General features: G+C 74.6%; 11 protein-coding genes. 6 read left to right on the top strand and 5 right to left on the bottom strand.

All coding sequences use genetic code 11. The annotated features are described in order from the left end of the window. The first annotated feature begins 23 nt into the window (after positions 1 to 23). The 6 genes from ACIBG6_RS00925 to ACIBG6_RS00900 all read left to right on the top strand — a co-directional run bounded on the left by ACIBG6_RS00925 (position 24) and on the right by ACIBG6_RS00900 (position 10310). Positions 24 to 1727 (top strand): FAD-dependent monooxygenase, encoded by a 1704-nt coding sequence (locus ACIBG6_RS00925; RefSeq protein WP_399220330.1) that lies wholly within the window; start codon positions 24 to 26, stop codon positions 1725 to 1727. Positions 1728 to 1749: 22 nt separating this feature from the next. Further along, entirely contained in the window at positions 1750 to 3372 is a 1623-nt protein-coding gene (locus ACIBG6_RS00920; protein ID WP_399220328.1) for a flavin monoamine oxidase family protein, read from the top strand. Further along, positions 3369 to 6629: a ferritin-like domain-containing protein gene (locus ACIBG6_RS00915; RefSeq protein ID WP_399220327.1), complete on the top strand. Its 3261-nt coding sequence runs from the start codon at positions 3369 to 3371 to the stop codon at positions 6627 to 6629. The genes ACIBG6_RS00920 and ACIBG6_RS00915 overlap by 4 nt, the downstream gene beginning before the upstream one ends. Before the next feature lie 4 nt (positions 6630 to 6633). After that, a complete protein-coding gene (locus ACIBG6_RS00910; RefSeq protein ID WP_399220326.1) occupies positions 6634 to 8418 on the top strand; it encodes an FAD-dependent monooxygenase in 1785 nt (594 codons plus the stop codon). Beyond that, the gene (locus ACIBG6_RS00905) at positions 8415 to 9707 is read left to right on the top strand and encodes a cytochrome P450 (protein WP_399220325.1); all 1293 of its coding nucleotides are present in this window, start codon (positions 8415 to 8417) and stop codon (positions 9705 to 9707) included. The genes ACIBG6_RS00910 and ACIBG6_RS00905 overlap by 4 nt, the downstream gene beginning before the upstream one ends. A 63-nt stretch (positions 9708 to 9770) precedes the next feature. Then, a complete protein-coding gene (locus tag ACIBG6_RS00900; RefSeq protein WP_399220324.1) occupies positions 9771 to 10310 on the top strand; it encodes a carboxymuconolactone decarboxylase family protein in 540 nt (179 codons plus the stop codon). Here the strand turns inward: ACIBG6_RS00900 and ACIBG6_RS00895 are convergent. The 5 genes from ACIBG6_RS00895 to ACIBG6_RS00875 all read right to left on the bottom strand — a co-directional run bounded on the left by ACIBG6_RS00895 (position 10307) and on the right by ACIBG6_RS00875 (position 14105). After that, positions 10307 to 10633, bottom strand: a complete 327-nt coding sequence (locus ACIBG6_RS00895; RefSeq protein ID WP_399220323.1) for an ArsR/SmtB family transcription factor — start codon at positions 10631 to 10633, stop codon at positions 10307 to 10309. The two genes, ACIBG6_RS00900 and ACIBG6_RS00895, sit on opposite strands and share 4 nt — an antisense overlap. A gap of 121 nt (positions 10634 to 10754) precedes the next feature. Beyond that, the gene (locus tag ACIBG6_RS00890; RefSeq protein ID WP_399220322.1) at positions 10755 to 11141 is read right to left on the bottom strand and encodes an STAS domain-containing protein; all 387 of its coding nucleotides are present in this window, start codon (positions 11139 to 11141) and stop codon (positions 10755 to 10757) included. A gap of 160 nt (positions 11142 to 11301) precedes the next feature. Continuing rightward, the gene (locus ACIBG6_RS00885; protein ID WP_399220321.1) at positions 11302 to 11880 is read right to left on the bottom strand and encodes an isochorismatase family protein; all 579 of its coding nucleotides are present in this window, start codon (positions 11878 to 11880) and stop codon (positions 11302 to 11304) included. Between the two features lie 90 nt (positions 11881 to 11970). Continuing rightward, complete coding sequence (locus ACIBG6_RS00880; RefSeq protein WP_399220320.1) at positions 11971 to 12882, bottom strand: hypothetical protein; 912 nt, start codon at positions 12880 to 12882, stop codon at positions 11971 to 11973. Next, complete coding sequence (locus ACIBG6_RS00875) at positions 12882 to 14105, bottom strand: DUF2306 domain-containing protein (protein WP_399220319.1); 1224 nt, start codon at positions 14103 to 14105, stop codon at positions 12882 to 12884. The genes ACIBG6_RS00880 and ACIBG6_RS00875 overlap by 1 nt, the downstream gene beginning before the upstream one ends. Positions 14106 to 14126 lie beyond the last annotated feature (21 nt).

The following is a 14126-nucleotide window of genomic DNA, read 5'->3' as shown; positions in this document are numbered from 1 at the left end:
GAACGGCGAGCGGAGAGCGGGGGGTGACCCGGTTGGACACGGGCAGGGACGGAGACGTCGACGGGGAGAGGTCCGAAGAAGGCGTCGGCGACGCGGACGTGTGCGTGGTCGGGGCGGGCCCGGTCGGCCTCACGCTGGCCATCGGCCTGCGGCGGCTCGGGCTCCGCGTCCGGATCGTCGACAAGGCGCCCGCCACCAAGCGCGAGGCGCGGGCCCTGGTGCTGTGGGCACGAGCCCGGGAGGCGCTCGACGCCCTGGGGGTCGGCGAGACGCTCCGGTGTCACGGCGTGGAGCTGGAGGCGGTGACCGTCCACGCCCGTGACAGGGCCCTCGGCGAACTCACCACCGGCTGGACGCGGTCGGCCCACGCCCGGCCCCTCAACATCGAGCAGCACGACATCGAGCGCCTCCTCTCCGAGGAGCTGGCCCGGCTGGGCACCCGGGTCGAGTGGAACACGGAGCTGACGGACGTCAAGGTCCACGACGACCGGGCCGAGTTCACCCTGCGGGACGGGGACGGCACGGTGGAGTCCGCGGCCGCCCCGTGGATCGTCGGCTGCGAGGGCACCGCCGGCGTGGTCAGGGACCGGCTGGGCATCCCCTTCGAGGGGCGCCGCCGCACGGGCCTCCAGGTCGTCCAGGGCAACGCCCACCCGACCTGGCGGCTCGGCGAGGAGCCCGGCCGGGGCCACATCTTCCTGGCTCCGCACCGCTCCCTGCTCGTCTTCCCGCTGCCCGGCGGGGGCTTCCGCTTCTTCTGCTTCCGCGACGATCCCGACCCCACCCTGACCGCCGCCCCCACCATCGGCGAACTCCGGGACCTGGTCGCGGAGACCGCCCTGATGCCCGGTCTGCGCCTGGAGCCCACCGAGCACCTCTGGCTCAACCGGGCCCGCTTCAGCGACCGGGTCGCCGCCCGGCTCCGCTCGGGACGCGGACTGCTCGCCGGGGACGCGGCGCACGCCTGGGCGCCGGTCGGCGGCCACGGCATGAACGTCGGCATCCTCGGAGCCCACAACCTCGCCTGGAAGCTGGCCGCCGTGCACCACGGGCAGGCGAGCGAGGAGCTCCTCGACACGTACAGCGACGAGCAACGGCTCCTCGCGGTCCGGTACATCCGCGAGATGCGGTTCAACTTCATGGAGCTGCCGCTCCCGCCGCTCGGCTACCGGGCGTTCACCGCAACCGTGCCCGCGGCCCTCGCCCGGCGCGGTTTCCAGCGCCGGCTGGACCTGCGGCTGAGCGACCTGGGCCGGAACCACAGGGACAGCTCGCTGTCCCTGCACCGCCCCGGCCGCCGGCACCGCGCCGGGCCGCGCGCGGGCGACCGGATGCCGGACGTCGCCCTCACCACCGGGGACGGCGGAGAGGCCACCGTCCGGGCCACCGCGGCCGTCCGGCTGCACACGCTGCTCGGGTACGAACGGTGGACGCTGGTCCTGCACGCCGCGCGCGCCGACGCCGGCGTCCTCGACGCCCTGCGGGAGGCCTGCGACGGATTCCCGGCCCCGGTCCGCGTCCTCCCGGTGACGCCCTGGGACGCCGCCGAGGCGCGGCGGCTCGGTCACCCCGACGACCTGCGGCTCGTCCGGCCCGACGGATACGTCGGCCTGGTCGCCCCGCTGGCCCGTACCGCTCTGCTCCGCTCCTACCTCGCGGCGCTCACCGCCGGGGGCCGGATACCCGTCCGGCAGTCCCAGGAACCCCACCCGCACCGTCCGCACTGATTCGAGGGGGAGTCGGACCGTCATGCAGACCGCAACCGTCACGCAGCCCACAGCCGTGACGCAGCCCGCCACCGGGATACAGACCACCACCACCACGCCGCAGCCCGCCGCCGTCACACGGCCCGGTCACGTTCAGAAGCTCCTGCCGCGCGCCCGCCGCCGCACCCGCGCCAACAGCACGGTCAGCGTCGTGGGTGCGGGGATGGCCGGTCTGGTCGCCGCGTACGAGCTGGAGCGGCTCGGGTTCCGCGTCGAGGTCATCGAGGGCAGCCGCAGGCTCGGGGGCCGCGTCCACACGCACCGGTTCGGCGCCTCCGAGGGCGCGCCGTTCGTGGAGCTCGGCGCGATGCGCATCCCGACCGCGCACCACCGCACGATGCGCTACGTCGAGCACCTCGGCCTCGCCGACCAGGTCCGCCCGTTCACCACCCTGCTGTCCGAGGAGAACGCCTATCTGTCGACCAGCACCGGCCACGTCCGGCTGCGGGACGCCCCCCGCACGCTGATCGCCGACGTCCGCGCCTCGCTGCCGGGTGCCGACTACCGCGAGGAGACCGTGGTGTTCGGCGCGTGGCTGGCGGCCGTGGTCGACGCGGTGGCCCCGCCGGGGCTGCGGGCGGGGCTCCGCGCCGATCTCGCCCGCAACCTCCTCGACCTGGTCGAGGAGATCGACGTGTCCCCGCACCTCCTCGGCCACGCGAAGGACCGGATCGACGTGCACGGCCTGTTCGCCGCCCACCCGGGGATCCGGTCCGGCTGCGGCACCCGCCTGAACAGCTTCCTCGACGACATCCTCACCGAGACCAGTCCCGAACTGGTGCGGCTCGCCTGCGGCATGGACCAGCTCGTGCAGCGGCTCGCCGCCCGCGTGCGCGGTCCCATCTGGTTCGGGCAGCGGGTGTCGGGCTTCGAGGTGGCCGCCGACCACGTCCTCGTACGGGTCGGGGGCGGGCCGGCGGCGACCGTGCGGCGCTGCGACTACGTGCTGTGCACCGTGCCGTTCTCCGTGCTGCGGGGCCTCACCCTGACCGGCTTCGACGACGACAAGCTCGCGGTCGTACGGGAGGTGGACTACTGCCCCGCGACGAAGGTGGCGGTGCACTGCCGCGAGCCGTTCTGGGAGCGCGAGGGGATCCGGGGCGGTGCCTCCTTCAGCGGGGGCCGCATCCGGCAGACGTACTATCCACCCTCGGCGGACGAGGGGACCGTGGCCGACATGGCCACGGATCCGGCGCGGGGCGCGGCGCTGCTCGCCAGCTACACGATCGGCGAGGACGCCGACCACCTCGGCCGGATGCCTCCGCCGCTGCGGCACCGGACGGTCGTCGAGGAGCTGGGCCGGATGCATCCGCAGCTGCTGCGGCGCGGGATGGTGCGGGGTGTCGCCAGTCTCGCGTGGGGCGAGCATCCGTGGACGGAGGGCGGCTGCACCATCCGCTGGGGGCAGGACGCCGCCGCCTGCGAGGAGCAGCGCAGGCGGGCCGTGCGGCCGCAGCGGCGGATGTTCTTCGCCGGGGAGCACTGCGCGACCGAGCCCGCGTGGATCGAGGGGGCTGTCGAGTCGGCCCTTGAGGCCGTGGACCTCATCGCCCGGCACGCGCCGGGCCGGGGCGTGGCGCCGCGGGCCGGACTGGAGGCGGCATGAGCGTGTTCGACCTTCCCCGGCTGTACTTCGGCGGGACCGCCGTGACACGGCTGCCCACGGGACCGCGCGGCGGACTCGTGGACCTGGCGCGCAACACCGCCCTGCGGGGTGCGGGGACCGGGGCCGAACACCCTGCGGCCGTGGGCCCGTTCGGGGAGGACGGGCCCGCCGAGGCCTACCACGAGCACCTCGCGGAGCACGGCGCGCGCGGCGGGCACTTCTCCGGGAACGGCCATCTCGTCCTGGACGCCCGGGTGACCGGGGTGGAGCGGGTGGCCGGGGCCGTCGAGACGGACGATCCGGTCGTCGGGCGGGCCGTCGACCTGTGGGGCCACTACAACCCGTATCTGGGCACGACGGTGAACCGGGCCCGGGTCTTCGACGTCGATCCCGCCTCCGCGTGGACGACGACCCTGATGGGAGGCCAGTTCGCGTTCGGGCGGAAGGGCCGCTCCCACGACGCGGGATACCTGTGCGTGGGGGACGTGGGCGGGTTCATGCCGCCCCGGTGGCACGGGTTCACGCCGGTGCGCCGGACGCTCCACCAGTTCGCGATCGGTGCCGGGGAGGGGCTCGACTGGCCGGCCTCTGCGGCGGACTCCCCCGCCGTCCACGCCCTGCGGGCCGCCGTGGAGGAGGGTGAAGGCGGCGGAATCGTCGTCCAGTTCGCCCTGGAGCAGCCGGCCGCGCCCTCGGAGGGCGTACCGGACCCGGAGGGCGTACGGGGCCCGGAGGGCGTACGCGAATCGGGGGACGCGCCGGGGGTGTGGCGGCTGCGGGGCACCATCGCGCCCTGGCGGCCGGACGAGCCGCGCACGCACCCGGCGGGGCGGTTGCTCGTCCCGTACGGGAGGGGATCCCGTACGGACGGGTCCCCCGGGCCGTGCACCGTGCGGGTCTCCCCGGATACGGCCACGGTGGCGTTCAACCGGCCCTTCGTGCACGGGGACGGGGGCACCGCCCTGGAGCTGCGGACCGCCCGCTCGGACCTGCCGGTCGCCGTGCTGCCGGCCGGAGCCACCGCGGGAGGCGAGGTGGTGACGGTACCGGCCGCATCGGCGGAAGGGGTGCGGCGGGCCGCGGAGGAAGGACTCGTCCTGGTGCGCCAGGAGCCGGTCCGCCTCGCGGCGGACGGCGAGCGTACGCGCACGGTGCTGCTGCGGGAGCGCGAGGCCGTCGTGCTGACCGACGAGGCCTGCCTGATCCTGGAGCATCCGGACCCCGAGCGCGGCGAGGAGCACGCCGTCGAGGTCCCGGTGCGTACCTTCCTGCGGGGTGTTCCGGCCGCTCTCGACGAGGTGGTCGTCCGGCAGTTCCCCAACCCCCGGGCCCTGCCGCTGGATCCGGTGGCCTCGGCCCCGACGGCCCGCTGCGGGGACGTCGAGATCGTACGGCTCCGGGCCGGCAGGACCTCCGGCGAGAAGCCGCTCGTCGGGGAGGGTTCCGGTCGCGACGGAGCGTCCTCGTGCGGCTTCGCCACGGACGCGCACGGGCGCGGCTGGTTCACCGTCTCCGGGGCGCGGGCCGGCACGGCACGACTGCTGCTCGCGGCCGGTCCCGAGGAGCTGCCGCCCCACGATCCGGCCGCCCCGGGCTCAGCCGAGGCCTGCTACGACCACGGGGACGCCCTCGGCTTCTGGCCCTGCGCGGGCTCCGCCGCCGTCCGCGTCCTGCCCGACGACTGGCAGCTGGACGCCGTCCTCCAGCAGGACGTGACGTTCGAGCTGCTGCACCGCGAGGTGTTCGCCTACTACGAGCAGCTGTTCCCGTTCATGCGCGACGAGGTGTTCAGCCTGGCGGACCGCTGCAAGGTGGAGACGTACGCGAAGCTCATCTGGCAGATGTGCGATCCGGCGAACAAGGACCGGACGTACTACATGCCGCCGACCCGTGACCTGTCCCTGCCCAAGGCACGGCTGCTCCTGAGGTACCTGCGCGCGCAGAGCACGGCGGCGGCCGTGCCCCCGGCCGCCGTCCCGTCACCGGTCCGTTCGTCTGCGCAGATCACCACCCGGGGCCAGCTGCGGTCGGCGCTCTGGCAGGCCGTCACGGTGGAGCTCGCCACCTCGCTCCAGTACCTCTTCGCGGGGTACTCGGTGCCGACGCACGGCACCGGGTTCGAGTACGTCCGCAGCGGGGTGTGGACTCCGCGCCAGCTGCGGCTGGCGTGCGGGGACGGCGGGGAGAGCCTGGCCAAGGGCGTCAGGGACAGCCTCTTCGACGTGGCCCGTGAGGAGATGATGCACTTCCTGGTCGTCAACAACATCCTGATGGCGATGGGCGAGCCGTTCCACGTCCCGGAGATCGACTTCGGCACGCCGGGCAGGCTGCCGCTGCCGCTGGACTTCGCGCTCGAACCGCTGCACCTGGGCAGCCTCCAGCGGTTCATCGCGATCGAGCGCCCCGAGCGCCTCGCGGGTGGCACCGGAGCCGGAGCCGAGGACGGCCCCGGACCCGGACCGTTCGGCTCGCCGAGCGAGTTGTACGCGGGCATCCGGGAGGGGCTGACCCTGGTCCCCGACCTGTTCCCGGTCGACCGGGGGCGCGGCGGGGGCGAGCACCACCTCTTCATCGGCGGCACGGTCAACTCCGTGCATCCGGACTACCAGTTGGAGGTGGACGATCTGTCGAGTGCCCTGTTCGCCGTCGACTTCGTGACCGAGCAGGGCGAGGGCGGCGTCCTCGACACGGAGAAGGCCGGCTCCGAGTCCCACCACGAAACCTTCGTCCGCCTCGCCGAGCTGCTGATGACGGAACGCGCCGACGGGCCGCACGGCAAGGGCGCGCCGTGGCACCCGGCGTACCCGTCGCTGCGCAATCCGACGCTCGACCGGGGGCACCCCGGGCGGGCGGCGGTGAGCGATCCGCACGCGCGGCAGGTGATGCGGCTCTTCAACCGGTGCTACTTCATGATGCTCCAGCTGATCGTGCAGCACTTCGGGGAGAGCCCGGACGCGAGCCTGCGCCGCTCGAAGCTGATGAACGCCGCCATCGACGTGATGACGGGGATGATGCGCCCGCTGGCCGAGCAGTTGATGCCGATGGAGTCGGGGTGGCGGGGACGGACGGCCGGGCCCTCGTTCGAGCTGGAGGAGCCGCCCGCGTACATCGCGCGGCCCGACGTGGCCCGGCGCGGGTTCGCCATGCGCTTCCGGCATCTCGCGGTGATGGCCCGGGAGTGCGAGGGCGTGCCGGACAGGGTGCCGGAGCTGATGACCTGGTACGCGGAGCGCTTCGCACAGGAAGGGAGGAGCTGAGACCGTGTCGGACAGCCCAAGCACACGCACCACGTCCGCCGTCGAGGAGACCGAGGTACTGATCGTGGGCGGCGGGCCCGTGGGACTCGCGCTCGCCCTCGACCTCACCCACCGGGGCGTGGACTTCGTCCTGGTGGAGGCCGGGGACGGCCGGGTCACGCACCCGAGGGTCTCCACCGTCGGCCCGCGCGCCATGGAGGAGTTCCGGCGGTGGGGCGTCGCGGACGCGATCCGGGGCGCGGGCTGGCCGGCGGACCACACGCTGGACATCGCGTGGGTGACCGCCGTCGGCGAGTACGAGCTGCACCGGCTGCGGCTCGGGACGGCCGGCGGACGGCCCCTGCCCTCGTACACGCCGGAGCCCGAGGCGGTCTGCCCGCAGCATTGGCTGGCTCCCCTGCTCACCGCCCGCCTGGGGGTGTGGCCCGCGGGACCGGTCCGGCTCGGCACGCGCCTGGTCGGGCTCACCCGGAAGCCCGACCGGGTCCGCGCGGCCCTCGTGGACGGGGCGGGGGTGCGGACGACGGTGCACGCCCGGTACCTGGTGGGCTGCGACGGGGCCTCGTCGCCCGTGCGCAAGGCCTGTGGCATCGAGGCGCCCGAGCGGCACCGCACCCGCACCCTGCGCAACATCCTCTTCCGGGCCCCCGGGCTCGGGGCCCTGCTCGGGCCGCGCGCGGCGCTCGTCCACTTCGTCACGGAGCCCGGCGGGCTGCGGTATCCGCTGCGGGCGATGGACGGCCGGGAGCTGTACCGGCTGACGTGTCCGGCCGGGCCCGCCGACGCCGAGCGGGTCGTGCGGCGGGCGATCAGGCCGGCCGTGCCGGTCGAGGTGCTGTCGGACACCACCTGGCACCTGACCCATCGAGTGGCCTCGCGGTATCGCGACGGACGGGTCTTCCTCGCCGGGGACGCGGCGCACACCCTGTCGCCCTCGGGCGGGCTCGGCCTCGCGGCAGGCGTGGGCGACGCGGCCGGTCTCGGCTGGAAGCTGGCGGCGGAGCTGGCGGGCTGGGCGGGGGCCGGGCTGCTCGACACGTACGAGAGCGAACGGCGGCCGATCGCCGTCAACAGCCTGGAGGAGAGCCATCGCCACCTACGGCGGACCGTCGACCGACGGCTCTCCGGCGCGCTGCGCGACGATACGGAGGACGGGGCGAGGGCTCGCGCCGAACTGGGCCGCGAGATCGCGGAGTCCGATCCGCTCAGGGAGTTCGACGCGCCCGACCTGCACTTCGCGCACCGGTACGCGTCCGCGGTGATCGTGGACGAGAAAGGGAGGACGGACCCGCCACGCGACACCGCCGGGCCGAACGGCTCGCACAGTTCGCACAGTTCGGACGGGCGGGAGGGCTCAGGCGCGCCTGACGGGCGGGAGGGTACAGACATGCCTGACGGGCGGGAGGGTTCAGACGTGCCTGACGGGCGGGAGGGTTCAGACGTGCCTGACGGGCCGGTCTGGAACCGTACGACACTTCCCGGGGTACGGGCTCCGCACGCGTGGCTCGGGCCCGGCCGGTCGACGCTCGACCTGTTCGGCGGGGAGTTCGTCCTCCTCTGGTTCGACTGCTCCGACGCCGGAGCCGGCACTCCCGAGGGTCTGGTCCGTGCCTTCGCCGACCGCGGGGTCCCCCTCCGGGTACGGCACTGTCGCGACCCGCGGGTGGCGCGGCGGTACGAGCTGCCGTTCGTCCTGGTGCGCCCGGACGGGCACGTGGCGTGGCGCGGGGCCGCCCCGCCGGCCGATCCGCTGCGGATCGCGGACCTGGTGCGCGGGGCGGGCGGATGAGCGGGCGCAGGAGCGGGCCGACGGGCGGGTCCCGTACGGGAGAGGGCGGGCCGCCGGAACCCTTCGACCCGGCGCGGCTCGATCTGGCCGACCCCTACCCCGTCTACCGGCGCTACCGCGAGACTGACCCCGTGCACGCCGTGCGAGGCGGGCGGGACGAGCACGGCGTGGCGGTGCCCACGACCTGGTATCTCTTCGGCCACGCGGAGGTGGCGCAGGTCCTGACGGGGCGGAACTTCCGCCGGGCGTCCCCGCTGACGGCACGGACCGCGCCGGTCCCGGACGGATACGTCACGCTGCGGCGGGTCGTCGAGAACTGGCTCGTCTTCCTCGACCCGCCCCGGCACGCACGGCTGCGCGCGCAGGTGACCCCGCCACTCGGGGCCGCCGCGGTGGCGGCGCTGCGTCCGCGCGTACGGGAGATCGCGGAGGAGCTCGTCGCGCCGCTCGCGCGGCGGCCGGTCGTGGAGCTCGTCGAGGGGTTCGCGGCCCCGTATCCGCTGCTGGTCATCGGCGGGCTGCTCGGGGTCGAGGCCGAGCGGTGGCCGTGGTTCCGCGAGCAGGCTCTGGCGCTCCAACAGGCGGGCGGGACCCGGGGCGACCGGACTCCGGCCGCGCTGGACGGCGCCGAGCGAGCCGCGGCGGAGCTGGACGCGTACTTCCACCGGGAGCTGGCGGCGCGGCGCGGCGAGGACCGCGGCGACCTCCTCTCGGCGCTGGCGCGGGCCGGGGCCGAGGATCCGTCCCTGAGCGGGGAGGAGCTGGCGGCGACCTGTACGCATCTGCTGACCGCCGGGCACGAGACGACCACGGGGCTGATCGGCAAGGCGGTCCTCGCGCTTCTGGCACGGCCGGAGGTGGGCGACGAACTCCGCGCCGATCCGGGGCTGTTGCCGAAGGCCGTGGACGAGTTCCTGCGGCACGACCCGCCCGTGCAGATGGTGACCCGGTGGGCGCACCGGGACGCGGAGCTCGCGGGCCGGACCGTCCGGCGGGGCGACCGCCTCCAGTTGGTCCTGGGCTCGGCCCACCGGGACCCGGACCGCTTCCCGGACCCCGAGGTGCTCGACATCCACCGGGACAGCGGCCGCCACTGCGCCTTCGGTCTGGGCATTCACTACTGCGCGGGGGCCGCGCTCGCGCGCGCGGAGGCCGAGATCGGTCTCGGCGTCCTGCTCGACCGTCTGCCCGCGCTCGCCGCCGGCGCGCGGCCGGGAGTCGAGGTGGAGTACGCCCCCGACTGGGTGTTCCACGGGCCGTCCCGCCTGACGCTGTCCTGGCCCCGCTGACACCCGGGAACTCCTTCACCCCTCCCCTCGTTATACCCCCCACGGGTATACCGAGGAGGCTCCGTGACCACGAGAAGACTGACCGCGCTCAGCCCCGAGCAGGCGCCCGGCCGGGCGCGCGAGGTGCTCACCGACATCGTCGAACGACACGGCTCGGTCGGCGAGATGGTGTCGACGATGGCGCATTCGCCCGCGCTGCTCGACGGCTATCTGAGCCTGTCCCGGGCCATGAAGCGGGTGAAGATCCCCCGCGCCCTCAGCGAGAAGCTGTCGCTCGCCGTACAGGAGTGGATCGGCTGCGGAACGTGCCGCGAGGCGCACCGCTCGGCCGGGCGCGCGGCGGGGCTGAGCGAGACCGACATCGAACTGGCCCGCCAGGGCACGTCGACCGATCCGCGCGAGGCCGCGCTCATCGGCCTCGCGCTCCGGGTCCTCGCCGAGCCGGGCTCCCTCTCCGACGACGACGTCGCCGAGGTACGGGCGCACGGCTGGAGCGACCGGGTGATCGCGGAGGTGGTCGGGGTGGTCACGCTCAACCTGCTGACCGGGGCCTTCAACCTGCTCGCGGGCATCCAGCCCGAGCAGGTGCCGGACAGGCCCTAGCTCTCCCGGAGGTCTGCGAGGAGTTCCGCCTGCCCCGCGAGGACGCCGGACAGGATCGAGCGCGTGACCGACAGGAGTTCCGCCACCCGCGGGCTGGTCAGCGTGTAGTACACGGCCACGCCCTCGCGCCGGGCGACGACGAGGTTCGCCCGGCGCAGCACGGCCAACTGCTGCGAGAGGTACGCGGCTTCGACGCCGGTGTCACGCAGCATCTCGGCGACCGCGTGCTCGCGTTCGCTCAGCAGCTCCAGGACACGGATCCGGACGGGGTGTCCGAGCGTTTTGAAGAACTCCGCCTTCAACTGATAGAGCGGCGCGCTCATCGCACCCATCCCGTGCCTCGCGTCGAACCAGCACCATGCACCATGCCCCCATCCTCGCGCCTTCCGGGACGCGCGAGTTACCGATCTCCGGAGTCGGTCCGCACGGAGGGCCGGGGCCGGTTCACTCGCTCGGCCACGCGTCGCTGCGCCAGGCGCGCTGTTCCGCGCCCGCGTCGAGGTGGGCGGCGAACGCCGCGTCCAGGTCGCAGTGGACCGGGATCGCCGGGCCGTCGCCCGCGGGGACGAGGGCGCCGTCGGTGGGGATCGCGGCGAGTTCGAGGCTCCGGCCCGCGGCGCGGAGCCGATGGGCGGCCTCCGTGACGGCGAGCTGCCCGCCCGCGGACCAGCCGCGGAGCCGGCTCAGGTCGAGGACGACCGGGCCCGTGCCGCGCGCCACCGCCCAGCCCACGGCGCCGGTGAAACGCCCGAGGGCGTCGGCACCGAGGAACCCGGCCAGGGACAGCACGCCCAGCTCCTGCTGGACGGTGTAACGCCATTCGATGGTCATGCGCGTCGTCTTCCCTGTCGTACGGCGGTGGTGACGGGTGCGTAGGCGGGAGGGGCCTGGGCGCGTGGGGGCCGGACCAGGATGTAACGAATTGCAGGATTGTGCAATCTCCCATCTCACGGAGCGGATGGGATCTCGAAGGGGTCGGTACGGAGTCGGGTCAGCCCGCCGCGGGGGCCGTGAAGGTGACGTCGGCGGCGGCCACGGTGACCTCCGCGTCGCTCCCGAGGGCGTACGCGGCGACCCGGGAGACCGTCGCGGCCGGCACGGCCTCACAGACGCCCGGGACGGCCGGACAGTCCTGGGTGGCGTGGGCGTCGTACGGCACGACGACTCGGTAGCCGCGCGCCAGGGCCGTACGGGCCGTCGCCTGGACGCACATCTCGGACATCACGCCGCACACGGCGATCGCCCGGACCCCGGCGTCGGCGAGCGCGCCGCCCAGCGGGGTCTCGTGGAAGCCGTCGTCCCGGGGCTTGCGGATCACCAGCTCCCGCGGACCGATCCGGACGGGGTGGTGGAGTTCCCAGCCCGGCGTGTGGGGCTCGTCCTCGGATCCCGGCTCGCCGTCGTTCTGCAGATGGACGACGAGGGCCCCGTCCCTCCGCGCCCGGGTGATCAGGTCCGTCGTCCGCTCGACGAGCCGGTCGGCCGCGGGCACGGCCCCGTCACCGACGACGAAGGCCGACTGCACGTCCACGACGATCAGGGCGTCCACGGGCTGCGGGTGCTGGGTCATCCCGCCATCATCACTCCCACGGGCCCCGTTGATCCACAAGATTTCGGCCGACTCCCCCCTTCCACAGGCTGGTTCGGATCCCGTGCCGCTCTACGCCGTCTCACTGTCGGCACCGACACCGGCACCGGCCCTCGACAGGAGCAGGCGGCCCGCGGCGCCGGTCGCGAACAGGCCGGCGACGAGGGCGAGGAGCGCGACGCCCGGGCCCGACGTCCAGTCGACGGCGCGGGCATGGACGGCGAGCACGACGGCCGTCGCGAGTGCCACCGCCGGGACGGCCGTGAGAGCCGGGCGGATACGGGCCAGGTCGTCCTCGACGAGGGAGCCGAGGACGCCGACGCCGAGCGCCAGCGCCCACACGCCGAGGCCCTGCGCGTCGGCGCGGTTCACCGTCCACGGGACGAGGGGGCCCCAGAAGCCGGGGAAGGCGAGCAGGCCCGCGCCGATGCCGAGCCAGCCGGAGCCGAGGACCGCGAGCAGCGGCTTCGACCAGGCCGGCAGCGGTACGACGCGCGGGCGCTCGACCCCGGACGGCGGGGCGGGCCTGCGGTACTGGGCGGCGAGGCACACGACGACGGCGAGGGCGAGCAGCCCGAGGGTGGCGACCCAGCCGAGGCTGAACAGGGCGAGGAACAGGGGGCCGCCGTGGACGGCCTGGAGGGTGCCGCCGTTGAGCAGGCTCACCGCGAAGAGGCCGACGAGGACGATCGCGAGCGGCAGGACGAGGCACCGCGCCTCCTCCCAGACGCGGGCCCGGCCGACGGTGAACAGCGCGGGCGCGACGCCTGCCATGGCGGCCCCGAGGAGACCGGGGCTGAGCGGTGCCGGGGACACCCAGGCGCCCGCCGCGTGGCCGGTCAGGCTCGTGAGGACGAGCAGGGCGCCCACGGCGAGGCTGATGCCTCCCACGACGCCGCTCAGGATCACCACGGCGGGCGAGAGTTCCCTGCCGTCGACCGTGACGGCACCGCCGCGAGGCGTGGACGTCTCCGAGGCGCCCATCAGCGGTCGCCTTCCGGTGAGGTGGAGGTGGCCGCGACGGACACCGCGTCCGGGGCGGGCGTCACCGGGGCGGTCGGCCGCTCGGCCAACGCCCGTTGCCGCTTGAGGAGTTCGCGGCCGTACAGCACGCGCAGGCTCACCACGGTGACGGCTGCGTAGGCGAGCATGCCGCAGCCGATGCCGACGCCCGCGATCAGGGCCGTGAGCCGGCCGAGGCCCATGGACCGCTCCAGTACGGGCACGGCCACCGCCGAGAACGCGGGGGCCAGGCACAGGGCCGCCAGGTGCAGGCGCCACTCCTCGTGCGGCCAGTCGGCTCCCCTCGCCCGTGCGCGCGCCGCCCGCACCGCGATGACGGCATAGGTGGCGGCGTACGGGACGACGTAGCCGAGGAGCAGCCGGCGTCCGCCGCTCCCCTGGTCGAGGAAGGCGACCGTGATCCAGGTCAGTCCGGCGGCGCCCGCGAGGTGGACCGCGACCAGGACCGGCCGCGGACACCAGGTGCCGGACAGGCCGGGGACGGTGGTGCGCCGGTCGAGCGCGCGGGAGGCGAGCAGGGCGCCGAAGGAGACGAGTGAGCCGAGGTGCATGATCGCGACGCGGTTGATGTCCTGGATCGAGAGTCCGGGGTAGAGCGCGGGCAGGAATCCCCATTCGAGGCGGAGCAGCGGAGCGGTCATCAGGAAGCCGTAGCAGAGCAGCATCCAGCGCTGGTGCAGGTCCGGGAGGCCGCGGACGGCGGCGAGGACGCCGAGGGTCACACTGCCGACGGTGCCGGCCAGGATCGTGGCCAGGACGATCCAGAACGCGGCCCCGCTGAACGCCTGCTCCGGCGGGGTGCGGACGAGGTAGAGCGCGGCGCCGGCCATCGACACGTACACGGTGACGGCGAAGACGGTCCCGGCGATCCGGTGCAGCCGGATCCGCCGCCGTACCGCCGAGAGCAGCTGGACGGGGCCGAGCAGCATCAGCAGGCCGCCGAGGACGGAGTGCACGATCAGCGGGGCCAGGCTGCGGGTGTACGGGCCCATCCGGTCGCGCACGGCCTCGGCCACGAACTCCGGGGAGACGGACCGGCCGAGGAGCCACTCGCCGATGGCGGGGGCCCCGGGACTCGCGTACGGCCAGAGTTCGGTCGCCGCGATCGGCGCGTACGCCAGGCAGACCACCGTGACCGCGAGGGCGGCGACCCTCCCTCGTCTCGTGCTTGTCGGACGCCCCACGGCGGTTCCCCCTCCGAACGC

This window comes from Streptomyces sp. NPDC050842 (assembly GCF_044456565.1).
GTDB lineage: Bacteria > Actinomycetota > Actinomycetes > Streptomycetales > Streptomycetaceae > Streptomyces.
The sequence above is the reverse complement of the archived record's forward strand: the minus strand, read 5'-3'. Positions and strand labels throughout refer to the sequence as shown.